The organism is Flavobacterium sp. (assembly GCF_041392005.1).
Lineage (GTDB): Bacteria > Bacteroidota > Bacteroidia > Flavobacteriales > Flavobacteriaceae > Flavobacterium.
On record NZ_JAWKMX010000008.1, the window covers coordinates 68,330 to 85,053 of the forward strand.

Consider the following 16,724-nt stretch of genomic DNA (forward strand, 5'->3'; position numbering starts at 1 on the left):
AGAGATAAATTGATAATCAAAAATACAATTATTTTACTATAAATGAACCTTTTTCTTTATCAAAATAAACGGCTTCGTTTTTAAAAATTTTTTCAAAAACCCCGTTATTAATTAAATTAGTAGGCGTGTTTTTATAAACGGCTTCTTCTGTAAAAACAATTATTTCATCTGCCATTTGAATAGCTAAATCTAAATCGTGTGTAGAGTAGAGTATGGTTTTATGAACTTCTTTACATAATTTTTGTAATAATTTTAAAACAGCAACTTTATGTACCAAATCGAGATGCGTTGTGGGTTCATCTAACACAATAAGGGGTGTGTCTTGTGCTAAGGCTCTTGCAATTAAAACTTTTTGAAGCTGTCCATCGCTTATTTCGTAATGTTTTTTTGTTGTTAAAGTTGAAATTTCAGTTACTGTAATGGCTTTTTCTATGCTAGTTCTATCGTTTTCAGATAAATTTTCCAACCAATTGGTATAAGGTTGGCGTCCTAAAGCCACTATTTCATATACCGATAAGTTACTTGGTGGTAATTTTTCGGTAAGCACTACACTTAAAAGCTGTGCTATTTCATTAGCATTGCATTGCGAAAGTGCTTTGTTTTTAATAAATATATCGCCAGAAAGCGCTGGAATTATTCTAGTAATGGTTTTTAAAAAAGTCGATTTTCCTATTCCGTTTTTTCCTATAACAGCAACAAGTTTACCTTTTTCAATGGATAAATCAATATTTTGTTTTATTACAGTTTTTGTTTTCCCTTTAGCATAGCCAATTGTTAACTGATGGATATGTACAAATGCTTGTTTCATAAAATTTGATGATTTCGTTTTCGTACTAATAACCAAATAACAATAGGAGCTCCAAATAACGATGTAATAGCATTTATAGGCAATGTTAAATCGCTTCCTGGAAGTTGCGCAATGCTATCGCAAACAAGCATAATACAAGCGCCAAGCAAAAGCGTTGCTAAAAATAAAACAAAATGGTTACTCGTTTTAAAAAGTAGCTTTGCTATGTGCGGAACCGCTAATCCAATAAAAGCAATTGGTCCCACAAAAGCCGTTATGCTACCTGCTAAAATACTTGTAATAGCAATAATAATGAAACGGGTTTTGGTAAAATTAAGACCAATGCTTTTTGCATAATTTTCGCCTAATAAAAGTGCATTTAGAGGTTTTATAATCCATAAGGAACCAATTGTGCCTATACTGACGAAAATACTTAAAATACCTACTTGATTCCACGATAAATTAGCAATACTCCCTAGCGACCAAAAGGTGTATTTTTGTAATTGTTCGGCAGTAGAAAAATAGGTAAAAACGCCAACCACAGCACTTGAAAAACTACTAAACATTAGCCCAACAATTAGAATAGCCATTGTGTTTTTTAATTTTGTAGCAACCAAAACTACTGCTAAAAGCACTAAAAAACTACCTAGCGCAGCAGCAAAAGTAATACCGTAAGCCGAAGTAAAAATACTAGAAATGCTTACAGGTAAAATAGAGGCACCTAAAATTACAAAAGCAACGCCTAAACTAGCACCAGAGCTTAAACCTAAAACATAAGGACCAGCAAGCGGATTTCTAAAAAGAGTTTGCATTAATAAACCACTAACGGCTAAACCAATGCCAACTAAAATTGCGGTAATCGCTTTTGGTAAACGAAAGTTAAATAAAATAATTTCCCAAGTATCTTTTTCCATTGTAATACCCAGTATGCCTTTTACAATTTCTTGTATTGGAATTATAACCGAGCCTAAGCTAATGTTTAGTAAAAAAAATAACAATACTCCTAAAAATAAAAGCACAATTCTTTTTTTATGTTGGTTTACAGTAAACATTAGTTTAGTTTTTCAAAAAAATACAATTCATAATTGGGCAATACTTCGGGATGCAAAATTTTTATTAAATCTTTCAAAACCAAATCGGGTCTATTAGGCGCTAATTCATAATAAATAACACCGCCTGTTTTTCCTTTTTTAGTGCTAAAAGAGTAAATTTCTTTGTTTTGTACGGCTTTAAAATAACGATAATTTTCGTTTGATTTTAGTAATTCATCAATTCGGGTAAATTGTCCAGGACCAATCCAAAAATCGGCATTTTTTCCTTTTTCTAAAACAGTTTCAAACGAAAGAGCTAAACTACCTGTTCCGGTAGTGTTTTTCCATAAATAATTGCCGTTAGCTTCGTTAAAAAAATATGCGCCCCAGCTATTACCTTGTGGTAAATACCAACGATCTTGGTAAATACTACCCGATAGAATGGTAGGCTGTGTTGTTGCTTTTTTAGCCAAATTTACGGCTTGTAAATAATCGGTTTTTATGGTGTTAAAAATAGTTTCAGCTTCTTTGTTTTTATCGAATAACGCACCAAAAAGTTTAATCCATTCGGCTTTTCCAAGTGGTGTTTTCTCTGTCCAATCGCTGTTAAAAAGTATTTTTATTCCGTTTTTTTCTAAATTAGTATAGGCTTTTTTATCGCCATCAACACTAAAACCTACTACTACATCGGGCTGCATATCTATAATTACTTCAGTGTTTAAACTTTGATTCGTGCCAATTTCCCTAATTTTTCCTTCTTCAATTCGCTTTCGAGCTGTTGTTGTAGAAATGTAATTTGTATTTGGGAAAGCCACTAAACTGTTCATTTCATCTAACATATCGAGAGATGGAATATGAGTAGTTGAGGTTACAATAATGTTTTTTACAGGAACTTCAAGCGAAGTAAATTTAGCTAAACTATCGGGAATTAGGGCGTTTTTTTTATGAAAAATATACGTATAAGCTTCGGTTGAATTAGGAAACGAATTGGAAATGGTTACTATTGAAAAGTTTTCATATTTTTTAATAGATAAACCTTCGGCATTGGTTACAATTTCTTTTCCAGAAACTACGGTTGTGTTAGTTGGTGCACTTTTTTTGCATTGTACACCGCATAAAATTAGGAAAAAAGCTAGCAACGATAATTTACCAAAATTCATTTTCTTTTTTTGCAAAAGTAATTGAAATGCTTTTAGCAAACAAAATGAAGTGTATTTCTATTAGAATGAATATTTTTGCTAAAAATTTAAAAAATGGATTTTAGTGTCGAATTTTGGGCAGCGGTTGCTACAATTGTTGTAGTGCATTTACTTATTGGCGGATTTTGGTTTTATAACAAAAACAAAAAAAAGAAAAGTAATAACCAAAAGCCGTAATGTAATAAATGTTACGCTACAGGGTCTATAATTTTTTACTTTTGAGTAAAATATAGAAACATGAAAAATACTCCTACGTTTGCTTATGTTGTAATGGCAATAGTTATGTTACATTTTATAGCAGGATTTGTTTGGCTGTGGTACAAAATGAATAAGAAAAAGTAAAAATTAGTACAACCACAACTAGCGCGAGCATCTTGCTCGTGCTACATTTAATTCAAATCGATATTTATTACACTACTGTATTTCCTGTCTATTGGATTGATATAACAAAATAAGACTCATTTTTTTCTTCAAATTTATATTTTCTGCTCATCTTTTTAAAAATTTTTTATTGGCACAAGCAAGATGCTTGCGCTAGCGTAGGGAAGTGGTTTAAATTTATTCTTTGAAAAGTTTATCAAAACTTAAAATCAAAACTTTTTCATTTTTTAATGAATCTTTAATTGAATAAAAAATATACTTATCATTCAAATATTTAATTTCTACTTTAGTTTTTGGATTATTCTCTTTAATTTCATTTTCAACTTTTTCAATATTAATTAAATTATCAGGTAGCAACATCAGTTTATTAAATTTTAAATAATAATTCTTTGAAAAACTGATTACAAAAAATATTAAAATTAATGTGAAATAAAATTTTAATCTATCCAAACGAGCTTTTGAAAATATTTTTTCAACATAACTGATACCAATCAAAAACAAGAATGCACTTAGACTAACTAGAAAAATATTCAACGGCAAAACAACCCAAATGGTATATGCAAAATCTAATTTTTCTAAAAAAAAGTTATTAATAAAATCTAAACCAAAAATTATTATAACCAAAGAAATTGCAAAAAAAAGGAATGACAAATAAGGTTTACCTTCTTTAGGTTCAAAAACATCATTTTTAGAGGACTTTTCTAATTGTTCATCAGATTTATTTTTTTTATCTATATAATCAAAAAAATATTTCAATAAAATAGTAGTATAAAAAAACAATAACAGAGACCCTAAAAATAGAACTCCATCAGGTACAAGTTGAGAAATTGAAAAAAAACGGATATATGAAACATTTATTCTACTTAATTCAATTAATTGCCAAACAGCACCAAAAAAAGGAGGTACTGCAACAATTAATGAAAAATTATCTTTTAGAATATTATAATATTGTTTCATGTGTTTTATTAACTTAACTATTATACTACCCGCTGCGCAAAGTCTCCTGACTTTGAGCCACTACTGACTAATATATTTTTCAAATGAAGATGGTTTTAATACATCAACTTTTGGAATTTCTAACAGTTCAACTTCAATAACTCCAGTTCCATTAACATAATTACTTGCGCTCGAATAAATATAGTCTTCAATATTTGAAACAATTCCTGCACGAATTGGATTCATGTGAATATAATCTAATTTAGACCACAAAAAATGCTCCGTGTAAATTTCTTCAGCATGATTACCATATTGCCAAAATTGATAATTTTTATTTCTTGAGTGGCTTTCAGTTGCTTTTTTAAACCTTTCCAACATCCACTCCCTTCTGCTTTCAGGTTCATTTTGTATCTTTTCTAAAATAGTTTTAGCAGAAAACTTTTTAAAATCTCTCAATAAATTAGAAAGTTCAGCAACATTAGATTGTATTATCATGTGTATATGATTACTCATTATTACATATCCATATAAAATCATCCCTTTATTTTTTATGCAATAATCCAAACATTCAATAACACAATCTCTATAGCTTTTTCTTGAAAAAACATCTATCCAATCCACAACTGTAGCAGTTACAAAATGTGCTTTTCCCTGTTCTCGTATAATATATCCTTCTTTCATGGCGTATAAATAATTTATCAAATATAATCAATCTCAACTTTTTTAAAAAACTATAATGTTAATCTTTAGTAATAGCTCAAAGTCGGGAGACTTTGCGCAGCTGGAAAAAATTAATACAACCACAACTAGCGCGAGCATCTTGCTCGTGCTACATTCAATTTAAATCAATTTCTAAAGCTTTTTAATTATGGGTTTCCTAATTTTTTGCACTACTGTATTTTCAATCTATTGGATTGATGTAACAAAATAAGACTCATCGTTTTCTTCAAATTTATATTTTCTGCTCATCTTTTTAAAAATTTTTTATTGGCACAAGCAAGATGCTTGCGCTAGCTGGGTTTTACTTAGCTTTGTTACAAAATAAACAATTAATTTAATTTAAAATTAATAGGTATTACATACCTAACATTTACATTTTTTCCATTTTGCATACCGGGTTTTAGCTGTGGCAATTTTGCTATTATGCGTTCGGCTTCTGCTATTAACAAATTAGCACCTTCAACTTTTGGTCCGCGCGATTTTATATCGGTTATATTTCCTTCTTTATCAATAGTAAACTTAACAAATACTCGTCCTTGAACATCGTTGTTTGTAGCTTCATCAGGATAATGAAAGTTTTTTTGAATATGACGGTTCATTTGCTCATTAAAACAGTTCATTTGCTCTTCTTTGGCAACACTTTCACATTCTTTAAATAACGGAATTTGCTCTATAACAGCAAAAGGCATTTCTTCTAAAATTTCTTCTTTTTCTTGTTTGCTAGGCGCTGGAATAACAGGTACAATATCGTCATTTTCGCTTCTTTTTTCCATTTCTTGTACTTGTGCAAAACCAAATTGCGCAATACCCATTAAAAGCACACAATATTTTTTCATAAAACTTTTTCTTTCAAACATACTAAAAAGAATTAACTTTGCAAGCGAATTATGGTTGGAAAATTGTAACAAATACAATTTCCATTAAAAGGGAATCAAGTGATGATTTTAAAGATTTCTAAATTCTGAAATCTAAATTCAAAATCTTGAGCTGTACCCGCAACTGTAAGCTATAAAACTTGTTGTTTGCTACACAACCATTGTTTTGTTTAACAAAATGAGAAGGTTAACAACAAGATGCAAGCCAGGAGACCTGCCTAATTTGTGCATTTAAAAACTTTCGGGAAAAAAAGTTTACAAATTATGAAAAGAAACTATTGTTTATTACTCTGTATTGTTTCCACATTTTGTTGGTCGCAAACCAATAGTGTTACCCAGTTGAAAGAATTGGTATTAACCGATGTTTCGTTGCAACTTTTTTCTAATAAAGTAACTAAAATTCAATTAACCGATAGTGTAATTGCTAACGCTACTTCTTTAACGGCTTTACTATCAAACCATACCGGAATTTATTGTAAAGAAAACGGGCGTGGAATGGTAGCTTCGGCTTCATTTAGAGGAACAACCGCGCAACAAACAGCGGTTATTTGGAACGGTATTGCTGTAAACTCTTCCTTAACAGGGCAAACCGATTTTAATACCATAAATCCGTCTGATTTTGAAAATATTACGGTTCGAAATGGTGGCGGAAGTGTATTGTATGGCAGTGGAGCAGTTGGCGGTAGTGTTCATTTAAATACCGATGTTGCGTTTAAGGAAAGCCTTAAAAATAGGTTTAATTTGCAATATGGAAGTTATAGCACAGCACGTTTACAGTACAATTTTTTAAAAGCTACAGAAAAATTTATAGCCACGTTTAGCGTAACCCGAAATCAATCGGAAAACGATTATGATTACATTGGTTTTAATAAAAAAAATGAAAACGGAAAGTATGAAAATACCAGTTTTACGACTGTTCTTGGATATAAAATTAATGATGAGAACCAACTAAAACTGTTCAGCTATTTTTATGATGGCGAACGCTTTTTATCGGGAACAATTGCAGCGCCTTCTAAAAATAAATACAACGATTTTGTTACACGAAACCTACTAGAATGGCGCAATACAAGTATTGGTTCTATACTTTCTACCACTAAAATTGCCTATTTAACAGAAGCGTATCAATATTTCGAGAATTTTGAACATAGCAACTACACGTTTTCGAAAGCCGAAACTTTTTTAGTGCGAAACAATTTGCTTTTTAAAGTAAACAATCGCATAAAAATGAATTCCATAATCGAATGGAATACTACAACAGCAAAAGGTTCGAATAGTAGTAAAAATAACCGCAATATTGTTTCGGGAAGTTTGCTTTTTTCGCAACAGCTATCTAATAAATTGAATTATGAAGCCAGTATTCGTACCGAAAATACATCGGTTTACAAAAGCCCTTTTTTGTATCATTTTTCGGCAAAATACAACGCTTTTAATGAGTATGCAATTCGATTATCAACTTCAAAAAACTTTAGAATTCCTTCGTTTAACGATTTGTATTGGGAAGCATCGGGTAATCCTAATTTAAAACCTGAAATTTCGGTTCAATATGAAATTTCGCACGATTTCCAATTTAAAAAATTCAATTTTACGCTTACAGGTTTTCAAAACACATTAACCGATATGCTACGATGGTTGCCCAATGCTTCGGGTTTATGGATTCCCGAAAACACCAATAATGTTGCCATAAAAGGAATAGAAACTTTAGCGCAATACAAGGCTAGTTTTAATAAATTGAACTACCAGTTGCAAGCCGTTTATTCTTACACAAAATCGGAAGATGCAACTACTAAAAAGCAATTAATTTACGTGCCGTATCATAAAATAGTTTCTTCTTTAGCATTGCAATACAAACGTTTAAGTTGGGTTTATCAATATACTTACAATGGCGAAGTTTACACATCGTCTGATAATAAAAACAAATTACCGAATTACGGAATTTCAAACCTTTATTTTAAATGGAATTTGCCTTTAAAATGGCGAAGTTCTATTGGTTTTACCATTTATAATGTCGAAAATAAGCCGTACCAAGTTGTAGAGTCGCGTCCTATGCCAGGGCGAAATTATATGTTCAATTTTAATCTAAATTTATAATATGAAATACATTCAAGTAGCAACAATAGCTATTGCAAGTAGTTTTTTGTTTTCGTGTAGTAACGATGATGCCGAAACAACCAATAATCCGTTAGGTGCATACGATAACGGAATTTTAATTTTAAACGAAGGAAATTTTGGAGTAGATAATGGTACAATTTCATTTTTGTCAAACGATTTTACAACTTTTCAAGCCGATGCGTATAAAACGGTAAACAACGAAGCAGTAGGTAATACAGCGCAAAGTATTGGTTTTTATGGTAATTTGGCTTTTATTGTTGTAAACGGTTCTAATAAAATAGAAGTTATCAATCGTTATACGTTACAAAAAGTAGCAACTATTACAAACGGTTTATCAAATCCGCGTTATATTGCATTTTCAAACGGAAAAGGCTTTGTTACCAATTGGGGCGATGCTACGCTACCTACTGACGATTATGTAGCCGTAATTGATTTATCGAACTACAATGTAACCGCTACTATTTCAGTTGCTGAAGGTCCAGAAAAAATACAAGAACAAAACGGTAATTTATTTGTGTTACACAAAGGCGGTTATAATTACGGTAACACTATTTCGGTTATTGCTACTTCAACTAACTTGGTTACCAATGCAATAACAGTTGGTGATATTCCTAGCGGAATTGAAGAAGCAAACGGATATTTATATGTGTTATGTAGCGGAAAACCTAGCTGGACAGGCGATGAAACATTAGCAAAATTAGTAAAAATAAATCCTACCGATTTTTCGGTTACCGAGCTTACTAGTTTTGCACCAACACAGCATCCTACAAATTTAGCTGTAGAAGATAATGTTGTTTATTATACGCTAAACAATAAAGTATATAAAATGAATAGTACTACAGCAACTAGTAACGTTTTAATAGATTTAGCAGCTAATCAAGGTTTTTCTTATGATTATGCTTATGGTTTTGCGGTACAAAACAATACAATATTTGTAGCCGATGCTAAAGATTTTAGCGCAAACGGAAAGGTTTATATTTATTCCTTAACAGGCGTTTTAGAAAATGAATTTGAAGTGAAGACAAGTCCTAATGGGTTTTATTTTAATTAGGGTTTAATTGTTTGCTTCGTCAGCTGGATAAGTTATTATGTCTTAATATAACTATGCGTCTTACTTGGAAAGATTGATAGTTTACTTAAGCAATTTTTTGCTTATAATCTACGAACTACAACTTAACATAGAACAGCCTATTTTTGTTCGTGCCCAAGTTGGGCGTTTGGCAAACCATTTTTGGTGTTGCGGTTGTTCGTTGTAGGGTTTCTTTAACAGTTCAAACAACTCGTTTACAAGAGTATAGTCTTCTTTTTCGGCAGCTTCAATGGCTAATTGCGCCATATAATTTCGCAAAACGTATTTTGGGTTTACTAAATTCATTTTGTTGCTTCGTTCTTCGTCTGAAGCGGTTTCTTTTTGTAAAGAATTTAAATAAAGTGTAAACCAGTACAACCAACTTTGCTTTACAGTTTCAACTACTTCTTCGGGTTTATAAAAGGCAAATTGTATTTTTTCTAAAGCTATTTCTGGCGTATCGTTTTTAGAAACAGTAGCCAATAACCGATAAAAAATAGTCATATCGGTTTCGGTTTCTTGTAAAGTAATTAGCAGTTGATTAAGCAGTTTTTCAATTAAACTAGTAGTGTTTTCGATACCAATTTTTGTCGCCATCATTTTCATAAAATCCGATTGAAATTCGTTAGAAAATACTTCTAAATAATGCTCTAATGCTTTTGCATCTTCAATTAAAGGGTACAACGCATTGGCTAATTGTAGTAAATTCCACAGTGCAATATTGGGCTGATTCCCAAAACGGTAACGTTTTTCTTGTGCATCGGTAGTATTAGGTGTCCAGTTTGGGTTGTAATCATCTTGCCAACCATATGGACCATAATCTATTGTTAAACCCAGAATCGACATATTATCGGTATTCATAACGCCATGAACAAAACCAACACGTTGCCAATCTAAAATCATTGCTTTAGTTGTTTGGCAAACATCGCTGAAGAAGTCGAGATATCTTTGTTTCCCTTTCGTTTTTATGTTTGGAAAATAGTGTTTAATGGTAAAATCAGTAAGCTTTTTTAAGTTTTTAATATCATTTTGTGCGGCAAACAATTCAAAATTTCCAAAGCGGATAAAACTTGGTGCCACTCGGCATACTATAGCGCCTTTTTCGTAAGCAGCATTTCCATTGTATAAAACATCGCGAAGTACTTCATTACCTGTTTCAAAAAGTGCTAACGAACGAGTAGTGGAAATACCCAAATGGTGCATAGCTTCGCTACACAAATGTTCGCGAATAGACGAACGTAAAACGGCTAAACCATCGCCACGACGTGAATACGGTGTTTTTCCTGCGCCTTTTAATTGTACTGTCCAAAATTTGTTTTGATGCCCTACTTCAAATAAATTTATAGCTCTGCCATCTCCTAATTGCCCAGCCCAATTGCCAAATTGTTGCCCAGCATAATTCATAGCAAATGGTTGGGTTTTAGGATAAATGGTTTTTCCTGAAAAAACATTTAAAAATTCATCTGATAGAAGATCATCTTTAGAAATACCTAATAAACTAGCCACTTCAATTGATGTGTGAATTAATTTGGGCTTTTTCGGAATAGTAGGGTTTACAAATGAAAAACAGGCGCCATGCACCTGTCTTACTTCATTTGTAGTATTTTTATCAGAAGGTAACTCTGTGATAAATCTATTTTGAATAGGTAAGTTCATTTCTGACTTAATGGTTAAAAGATTCAATAATTGAAAAATTATTTTTTAAATCATTCAATCTTTAAATTTTTAATATACAATTAAAAAGCATTTACAATAGCTAAGAAATCGTTAGCTTTTAAGGAAGCGCCGCCAATTAAGCCACCATCAACATCGGGTTTTGAAAATATTTCTTTAGCATTATCGGGTTTTACGCTTCCACCATATAAAATGGAAACATTATCTGCAACATCGTTGCCATAAACTTTCGCAATTAACTCGCGAATAAATAAGTGCATTTCTTGTGCTTGCTCTGGTGTTGCGGTTTCGCCTGTTCCAATTGCCCAAACGGGTTCGTAAGCCAATACAATATTTGCCCAATCTTTTTTCTCTAAAGCAAACAAAGCATCGCGCAATTGATACTCTACTACATTAAAATGATTGTTGTTTTGGCGGTCTTTTAATTCTTCGCCAAAGCAGAAAATAACACGCATATTGTGCTTTAAAGCTGTATTCACTTTATTTTCTAACAAAGCATCGGTTTCGTGAAAATAAGCACGACGTTCGCTATGCCCAAGAATTACAGTGTTTACACCAATGTCGGTTAACATATTAGCGGCAATTTCGCCTGTAAAAGCGCCACCTTCTGCTTGGTGCATATTTTGTGCTGCAACGGTTATATGATGGCCTTTAACAGTATCTACCGCTGTTTTGAGGTTCACAAATGTTGGTGCGAAAATTACTTCGCAATTTGGCGTTTTTAATTGGGCCATAATTTCATTTAATAATGCAACAGTTTCAGTGTTTGTTTTGTGCATTTTCCAGTTTCCTGCTACTATGTTTTTTCTCATATTTATTTAGAATTAGAACAAAAATAAGGGTTATTTTTTTAAGTTAAAAGTCGAAAGTTAAAAGTCGAAAGTTAAAAGTTGAAAGTCGAAAGTCGAAAGTTAAAAGTGTTACTTACATTTTGAAATTATCTCATTTTCAAAATTCCAAATTGATTAATCATATTTAGCATCAAAATGCGCCATCCATTTATGTTGTACTTTCATTACTTGTTCAATTACATCGCGCACACAACCCGTACCGCCATCTTTATGAGAAACATATTTGGAAATAGCTTTTATTTCAGGACTTGCATTTTGCGGACAAGTTGGTAAACCAACCAATTGCATGACATGATAATCGGGAATATCATCGCCCATATACAATACTTGTTCGGGTTTTATGTTATAAATATCGCAGTATTCTTTAAAAGTTTCTACTTTATTCGATACGCCCAAGTGAATATCGGTAATGCCCAAATTGCGTAAACGAACACGAACACCTTCGTTACTTCCGCCCGAAATGATACACACATTATAGCCATTTTCTACTGCGGCTTTCATGGCATATCCATCGCGAATATTCATATTGCGAAGCATTTCGCCAGTTTGTGTTACATGAATAGTTCCGTCAGTAAGTACTCCATCAACATCTAAAACAAAGGTTGTAATGTGATTCATGAGTTCTTTATAGCTTTTTTGCGACATTTTGAATGGATTGCGTTAATAGTTGGTAAATATCGTAATAATTCGAATCTTTTAAAAATTTGAGATGTTTTTCTATGGTTTTGGTATCGTTTCGCAGGGCTGGTCCGGTTTGTGCTTCTTTTGGTGAAAGTGTTTCAATTTTATTCGCAACTTCCTGAATTAATGGTTTTAAAATTTCAAAAGGAACATCATTTTCTTTACAAATTTCACTACCAATGCTATACAAATGATTTACAAAATTGCTCACAAATACAGCGGCTACATGTAGACTTTTTCGCTGTTCCGATGAAATGGAATACACATTGTTTGAAATGGCATTGGCTAAGCTTTCCAAGAGTGAATAATCTTCTTTGTTTTCAGCTTCTAAGCAAATTGGGATGGTTGAAAAATCGACAACTTTATTTTTAGAAAACGTTTGTAACGGATAAAAAACACCTTTTCTGTTTTTATCAGTAATAGCATCTAAACCCGTTGTCCCCGAAGTATGCACCACCAATTTATTAGTAAAAGGCAGTTGATTGGAAACTTCGTTTATGGCATTATCCGAAACCGAAATAATATACACATCGGCATCTTGCAAAGTGTTGTAATCGTTCGTAATTTTTTCTTTTGGAAGCAAATGTAATGATGCTTGGGGTTGACGTGCAAAAGCCTGAACCAACTCAATTTTAGGTGCTTGTAAAAACACTTTTATAAGATGTTGTGCCACATTGCCACTGCCAATTACCGAAACTTTTATCATAGTGCTAAAGTATAACTTTTTACGGAAACGTAAAAGTTGAAAATTACTCAATTTTGTCACTCCGTAGGAGTCTTATTTTTTAGCTGTTAGTGATTGGCTGTTTACGATTTATAGCATAAATTTCGATTTTTTAACGTTATGTGCTTATTTGTAATTAAAATAATATATCTTTATAATTATAAATCAGTTATTTATGAAAAAATGCTACTTTTTATTTAGTTTATTGTTATGTTTTGTAGCTAATGCTCAAATTGTAAACATACCCGATGCGAATTTTAAAGCAAAGTTGCTGAGTGCGAGTTCTAATAATCAAGTTGCATCTAGCTCTTTAGTTTTTGTAAACAGTGAATGGAGTCCACCAGATTATTGTAAAATTGATATAAACAATGATGGAGAAATACAAGTAAGTGAAGCATTAAACATAAAGTTTCTGCAACTTCAAGGTGTAGATATTACTGACTTAACTGGATTAGAGGCATTTATAAATTTAGAATATTTTTCACACGGTAGTTCCTATTTAAATCCCTCATTAAACTCTATTAATGTTTCTCAAAATACATTATTAAAAGTTTTAAGAATTGGCAATAATAATTTTAGCTCATTAGATGTTTCAAATAATATAAACTTATTAGAATTGTATTGTAATAGTAATAATTTGGCGAGTTTAGATATTTCAAATAACCCTTTATTGAAAAAATTATATTGTTATAATAACAATATATCAATCTTAGATTTTAGCAACAATCCTAATTTATCATATTTACAATGTGGTGAAAATTCTTTAACATCTATTGATGTTTCTATTTGTCCTTTGCTTACTTTTTTGTCATGTTATTTTAATAATGATCTTTTAAGTATAAATGTTAAGAATAATAATCCTGGGTTGATATTAAGTTTTAGTGGTACTCCTAATTTACAGTATATATGTGCAGATGAGGGGGATATAGCAATGATACAACAAAAGATTAATGACTATGGTTACACTACTTGTCACGTAAACAGTTATTGTACTTTTACTCCTGGAGGTACATTTTATGACGTTCAAGGAAATATTTATTTAGATATCGATAATAATGGTTGTGATACAACCGATCCTACACTTCCTAATATGAGAGCTACTATTGTTAGTGGAACATCAAATTCTACATTAATAACAAGCAATCAATTAAGTTCCTATTATATTCCTGTTGGCGCAGGAAATCATACAATCACTTATGATTTTTTAAATTCAAATTATTTTACAATTTCTCCTTCTAGTATTACAGTCGATTTTCCAACACAAGCAAGTCCGTTTATGCAAGATATTTGTGTAACCCCAAATGGTCAACATTCTGATGTGGAAGTAACTATTTTACCTTTAAATGCAGCACGACCTGGTTTTTGATGCAATTATAAAATAGTGTATAAAATATAGGTAATCAAGCGGAAACGGAAATGTAAACCCTAACATTTCAAGATGATGTGTTGGATTACGTTACTTCAACACCTGTTTTAATGCAACAGGAAGCAATACATAACTTGGGATTTTACTAATTTATTACCGTTTGAAACCAGAGAAATATTGGTAATTTTCAATGTTAACGGTCCAACGGAAACACCACCTGTAAATAATGGTGATATTTTTAAATTACAGCAACGATTGCTATAAATACACCGATGAAGATTTATCAAATAATGTGGCAGATTTAGTACAAATTGTTGTTGGTTCATTTGACAATGATAAAACCTGTTTGGAAGGCGAAACGGTTACCAAATATGGTAGGTGAGTATGTGCACTATATGATTCGTTTTGAAAATACAGGAACGTATCCTGCAGAAAACATTGTAGTGAAAGACATGATTGATACCACTAAGTTTGATATAGCAACATTGGTTCCAATAAGTGGCAGTCATGAGTTTTATACCCGAATTAACGGTAACAAAGTAGAATTTATTTTTGAAAATATTAATTTACCATTTAATGATGCTAATAATGACGGCTACGTGGTTTTTAAAATTAAAACCTTACCGAGTTTAGTAATTGGCGATACGTTTAGCAACCAAGCGAATATTTATTTTGATTATAATTTTCCAATAACGACCAATAATTTCACAACAACAGTGCAACAACCTTTATCAATACAAGATTTTGCATTTGATAAAGAATTTACAATCTATCCAAACCCAGTTAAAAATGAGTTGCATATTTCCAATAAAAATAAAATGGAAATTCAATCATTAGAAATTTACAATGTATTGGGTCAATTGGTTATGGCAATAACGCATCCAAACGAAGCAATTGAAGTTTCGCAATTAAAAACTGGAAATTACTTTGTAAAAGTTACAACTGAAAAGGGTAGTAGCACAACTAAGTTTATTAAAGACTAGTTTTTAGCAACATTAGAACAAACACCATAAAAAGAGGCTGTTTAAAAAGTATATTTTTGTCATTCCGAAATTATTTCGGAATCTTATAAATTTTGATAATCAAAATTTTATAGAAACTGAAACAAGTTCAGTTTGACAAGGATTCTATTTTTAGGATACCCACTTTTGATAATTTACGGTTTAGATTTCGGATTGTCTGTTGGTTTGATCTACTTCTTCGTAGGTAAATTCTTTTACTGCGTAGACTGGACTTCCTTTTCGCATTAGTCTTGTGAAATTGTGTTTTTTTAAAGCTTTTCCGATTTTGTTTATTGTTCCATCGGTGATGGTGATTTTTGCTCTTTCGGCTAGTTTAGCTGCTATTTGTGAGGCGTTTAAATAATGGGTGGCATTTTCTCTATCGCAAGGTTCAAACCATGTTAAAAGCAATTCTTCTTCTGGGCTTCGTAGTTGGTATTGTTCGTTGTTTTCGGTGATGTTTTTGATTTCTTCTTGGTCGAACCAATGTCTGAATCCTGTTTTAAATAAATACAAGGCTTGTGATAATACATTGTCAATGTTGATTTCGTGTTGGTATTGGATGTTTTCCACTTCAAAACAAAGGAATCGTCTGCTACCTGTACTGTCGTTTAAGAATTGAGCTGTGTTGACACTACCGGCAAATGATGCGCGTCTTGGCATGGTTTCGTTGTTGTGTCCGTAGGCTTTTCTCATTCTGATTTGTGTCTTTGTGATGATTTCTTTTAAGCTTCCAATTTCGGAACGGTTTAGGTTTTCTAATTCGTCCAGGTTGATTAACATACATTCTGAAAGCTGCACTAAAGTGTCTTTGTTGTTTGGGTTTATGGTTCCAGAGAACAAATACTCTTTTAATTTTCTAGGTACTAGTTTTTCTACCCAAGTGGTTTTTCCTAATCCTTGTTTTCCGCTGAATACAATTACGGTGTGATTGATTACTTTGTCATCTAATACACAACCGACCATTGCTACCATCCATTTTTTAAAACATTCTTGCCAAAGTTCTTGTTTAGTGGTGGTTATCGTGTTTGCCAATTCTAAAATATAGTCTGTTTTTTCATCATACGATGGTAGATTGTAAAAGTAATCTTCGAACGGATTGTATAATTCACAGAAATCGGAATACAATAGGTTTCGCAAAGAAGAAAGATTTGTTTTGATTCTTCCTTTTAAACATTCGCGAAGCATTGAGTTTTCAATAAAGTCGTTCATTACATGCCATTTCTTTTTACCGAAGTATTGAAACTCTAACTTACCAGAAACCATGTTGTGCCGAAATACATATCTTATGGATAGGAATAGTTCTAATCGGTCTATTTG

At 31.9% G+C, this 16,724-nt stretch carries 17 protein-coding genes and 1 riboswitch; of the genes, 6 read left to right on the forward strand and 11 right to left on the reverse strand.

The window, feature by feature from the left end; translation table 11 throughout:
* Nucleotides 1–28 precede the first annotated feature (28 nt).
* From R2808_RS05985 to R2808_RS05995, 3 genes are read right to left on the reverse strand one after another with little or no spacing between them, the layout of a single operon-like run.
* On the reverse strand, nucleotides 29–808 hold the full coding sequence (locus R2808_RS05985; protein WP_371270049.1) for an ABC transporter ATP-binding protein: 780 nt from the start codon (nucleotides 806–808) through the stop codon (nucleotides 29–31).
* Nucleotides 805–1,839 (reverse strand): iron chelate uptake ABC transporter family permease subunit, encoded by a 1,035-nt coding sequence (locus R2808_RS05990; protein ID WP_371270050.1) that lies wholly within the window; start codon nucleotides 1,837–1,839, stop codon nucleotides 805–807. Before R2808_RS05990 ends, R2808_RS05985 begins: the two co-directional genes overlap by 4 nt.
* Entirely contained in the window at nucleotides 1,839–2,978 is a 1,140-nt protein-coding gene (locus R2808_RS05995) for an ABC transporter substrate-binding protein (RefSeq protein WP_371270051.1), read from the reverse strand. The genes R2808_RS05990 and R2808_RS05995 overlap by 1 nt, the downstream gene beginning before the upstream one ends.
* A gap of 93 nt (nucleotides 2,979–3,071) precedes the next feature.
* Between R2808_RS05995 and R2808_RS06000 the strand changes: the two genes are divergently transcribed.
* The gene (locus R2808_RS06000; protein ID WP_371270052.1) at nucleotides 3,072–3,194 is read left to right on the forward strand and encodes a hypothetical protein; all 123 of its coding nucleotides are present in this window, start codon (nucleotides 3,072–3,074) and stop codon (nucleotides 3,192–3,194) included.
* Between the two features lie 381 nt (nucleotides 3,195–3,575).
* On the opposite strand, the gene R2808_RS06005 is transcribed toward R2808_RS06000, so the two are convergent.
* The 3 genes from R2808_RS06005 to R2808_RS06015 form a co-directional block, all read right to left on the reverse strand.
* On the reverse strand, nucleotides 3,576–4,355 hold the full coding sequence (locus tag R2808_RS06005; protein WP_371270053.1) for a hypothetical protein: 780 nt from the start codon (nucleotides 4,353–4,355) through the stop codon (nucleotides 3,576–3,578).
* A gap of 60 nt (nucleotides 4,356–4,415) precedes the next feature.
* Entirely contained in the window at nucleotides 4,416–5,015 is a 600-nt protein-coding gene (locus R2808_RS06010; RefSeq protein ID WP_371270054.1) for a transposase, read from the reverse strand.
* 368 nt (nucleotides 5,016–5,383) lie between these two features.
* Nucleotides 5,384–5,890 carry an energy transducer TonB gene (locus tag R2808_RS06015; protein ID WP_371270055.1) on the reverse strand — a complete coding sequence of 169 codons (507 nt, stop codon included), beginning with the start codon at nucleotides 5,888–5,890 and terminating at the stop codon, nucleotides 5,384–5,386.
* 35 nt (nucleotides 5,891–5,925) lie between these two features.
* Nucleotides 5,926–6,166: riboswitch (cobalamin riboswitch) on the forward strand.
* A 27-nt stretch (nucleotides 6,167–6,193) separates the two neighbouring features.
* On the opposite strand from R2808_RS06015, the gene R2808_RS06020 reads away from it, so the two are divergent.
* A complete protein-coding gene (locus R2808_RS06020; RefSeq protein WP_371270056.1) occupies nucleotides 6,194–8,017 on the forward strand; it encodes a TonB-dependent receptor plug domain-containing protein in 1,824 nt (607 codons plus the stop codon).
* A 1-nt stretch (nucleotide 8,018) separates the two neighbouring features.
* Complete coding sequence (locus R2808_RS06025; RefSeq protein ID WP_371270057.1) at nucleotides 8,019–9,089, forward strand: DUF5074 domain-containing protein; 1,071 nt, start codon at nucleotides 8,019–8,021, stop codon at nucleotides 9,087–9,089.
* A gap of 108 nt (nucleotides 9,090–9,197) precedes the next feature.
* On the opposite strand, the gene R2808_RS06030 is transcribed toward R2808_RS06025, so the two are convergent.
* The 4 genes from R2808_RS06030 to R2808_RS06045 form a co-directional block, all read right to left on the reverse strand.
* Nucleotides 9,198–10,763: a YdiU family protein gene (locus R2808_RS06030; protein ID WP_371270058.1), complete on the reverse strand. Its 1,566-nt coding sequence runs from the start codon at nucleotides 10,761–10,763 to the stop codon at nucleotides 9,198–9,200.
* Nucleotides 10,764–10,843: 80 nt separating this feature from the next.
* Nucleotides 10,844–11,593: a triose-phosphate isomerase gene (gene tpiA, locus R2808_RS06035; protein ID WP_371270059.1), complete on the reverse strand. Its 750-nt coding sequence runs from the start codon at nucleotides 11,591–11,593 to the stop codon at nucleotides 10,844–10,846.
* A 153-nt stretch (nucleotides 11,594–11,746) separates the two neighbouring features.
* Nucleotides 11,747–12,277 carry a KdsC family phosphatase gene (locus R2808_RS06040; RefSeq protein ID WP_371270060.1) on the reverse strand — a complete coding sequence of 177 codons (531 nt, stop codon included), beginning with the start codon at nucleotides 12,275–12,277 and terminating at the stop codon, nucleotides 11,747–11,749.
* On the reverse strand, nucleotides 12,258–13,019 hold the full coding sequence (locus R2808_RS06045) for a Rossmann-like and DUF2520 domain-containing protein (RefSeq protein WP_371270065.1): 762 nt from the start codon (nucleotides 13,017–13,019) through the stop codon (nucleotides 12,258–12,260). The genes R2808_RS06040 and R2808_RS06045 overlap by 20 nt, the downstream gene beginning before the upstream one ends.
* A gap of 193 nt (nucleotides 13,020–13,212) precedes the next feature.
* Between R2808_RS06045 and R2808_RS06050 the strand changes: the two genes are divergently transcribed.
* From R2808_RS06050 to R2808_RS06060, 3 genes are all read left to right on the forward strand, one after another.
* On the forward strand, nucleotides 13,213–14,403 hold the full coding sequence (locus R2808_RS06050; RefSeq protein ID WP_371270061.1) for a hypothetical protein: 1,191 nt from the start codon (nucleotides 13,213–13,215) through the stop codon (nucleotides 14,401–14,403).
* Between the two features lie 226 nt (nucleotides 14,404–14,629).
* Nucleotides 14,630–14,785 carry a hypothetical protein gene (locus R2808_RS06055; protein ID WP_371270062.1) on the forward strand — a complete coding sequence of 52 codons (156 nt, stop codon included), beginning with the start codon at nucleotides 14,630–14,632 and terminating at the stop codon, nucleotides 14,783–14,785.
* The gene (locus R2808_RS06060; protein WP_371270063.1) at nucleotides 14,736–15,386 is read left to right on the forward strand and encodes a T9SS type A sorting domain-containing protein; all 651 of its coding nucleotides are present in this window, start codon (nucleotides 14,736–14,738) and stop codon (nucleotides 15,384–15,386) included. The genes R2808_RS06055 and R2808_RS06060 overlap by 50 nt, the downstream gene beginning before the upstream one ends.
* Nucleotides 15,387–15,566: 180 nt before the next feature.
* Here the strand turns inward: R2808_RS06060 and R2808_RS06065 are convergent.
* Nucleotides 15,567–16,724, reverse strand: a 1,158-nt coding sequence (locus R2808_RS06065; RefSeq protein ID WP_371270064.1) for a VapE domain-containing protein, incomplete at its 5' end; no start/stop codon positions are given.

Bases quoted from the DNA above. Each gene is read 5' to 3' on its own strand.
- R2808_RS05985 (WP_371270049.1), bottom strand. From the start codon at position 808: ATGAAACAAGCATTTGTACATATCCATCAGTTAACAATTGGCTATGCT.
- R2808_RS05990 (WP_371270050.1), bottom strand. From the start codon at position 1,839: ATGTTTACTGTAAACCAACATAAAAAAAGAATTGTGCTTTTATTTTTA.
- R2808_RS05995 (WP_371270051.1), bottom strand. From the start codon at position 2,978: ATGAATTTTGGTAAATTATCGTTGCTAGCTTTTTTCCTAATTTTATGC.
- R2808_RS06000 (WP_371270052.1), top strand. From the start codon at position 3,072: ATGGATTTTAGTGTCGAATTTTGGGCAGCGGTTGCTACAATTGTTGTA.
- R2808_RS06005 (WP_371270053.1), bottom strand. From the start codon at position 4,355: ATGAAACAATATTATAATATTCTAAAAGATAATTTTTCATTAATTGTT.
- R2808_RS06010 (WP_371270054.1), bottom strand. From the start codon at position 5,015: ATGAAAGAAGGATATATTATACGAGAACAGGGAAAAGCACATTTTGTA.
- R2808_RS06015 (WP_371270055.1), bottom strand. From the start codon at position 5,890: ATGAAAAAATATTGTGTGCTTTTAATGGGTATTGCGCAATTTGGTTTT.
- R2808_RS06020 (WP_371270056.1), top strand. From the start codon at position 6,194: ATGAAAAGAAACTATTGTTTATTACTCTGTATTGTTTCCACATTTTGT.
- R2808_RS06025 (WP_371270057.1), top strand. From the start codon at position 8,019: ATGAAATACATTCAAGTAGCAACAATAGCTATTGCAAGTAGTTTTTTG.
- R2808_RS06030 (WP_371270058.1), bottom strand. From the start codon at position 10,763: ATGAACTTACCTATTCAAAATAGATTTATCACAGAGTTACCTTCTGAT.
- tpiA (WP_371270059.1), bottom strand. From the start codon at position 11,593: ATGAGAAAAAACATAGTAGCAGGAAACTGGAAAATGCACAAAACAAAC.
- R2808_RS06040 (WP_371270060.1), bottom strand. From the start codon at position 12,277: ATGTCGCAAAAAAGCTATAAAGAACTCATGAATCACATTACAACCTTT.
- R2808_RS06045 (WP_371270065.1), bottom strand. From the start codon at position 13,019: ATGATAAAAGTTTCGGTAATTGGCAGTGGCAATGTGGCACAACATCTT.
- R2808_RS06050 (WP_371270061.1), top strand. From the start codon at position 13,213: ATGAAAAAATGCTACTTTTTATTTAGTTTATTGTTATGTTTTGTAGCT.
- R2808_RS06055 (WP_371270062.1), top strand. From the start codon at position 14,630: ATGGTGATATTTTTAAATTACAGCAACGATTGCTATAAATACACCGAT.
- R2808_RS06060 (WP_371270063.1), top strand. From the start codon at position 14,736: ATGATAAAACCTGTTTGGAAGGCGAAACGGTTACCAAATATGGTAGGT.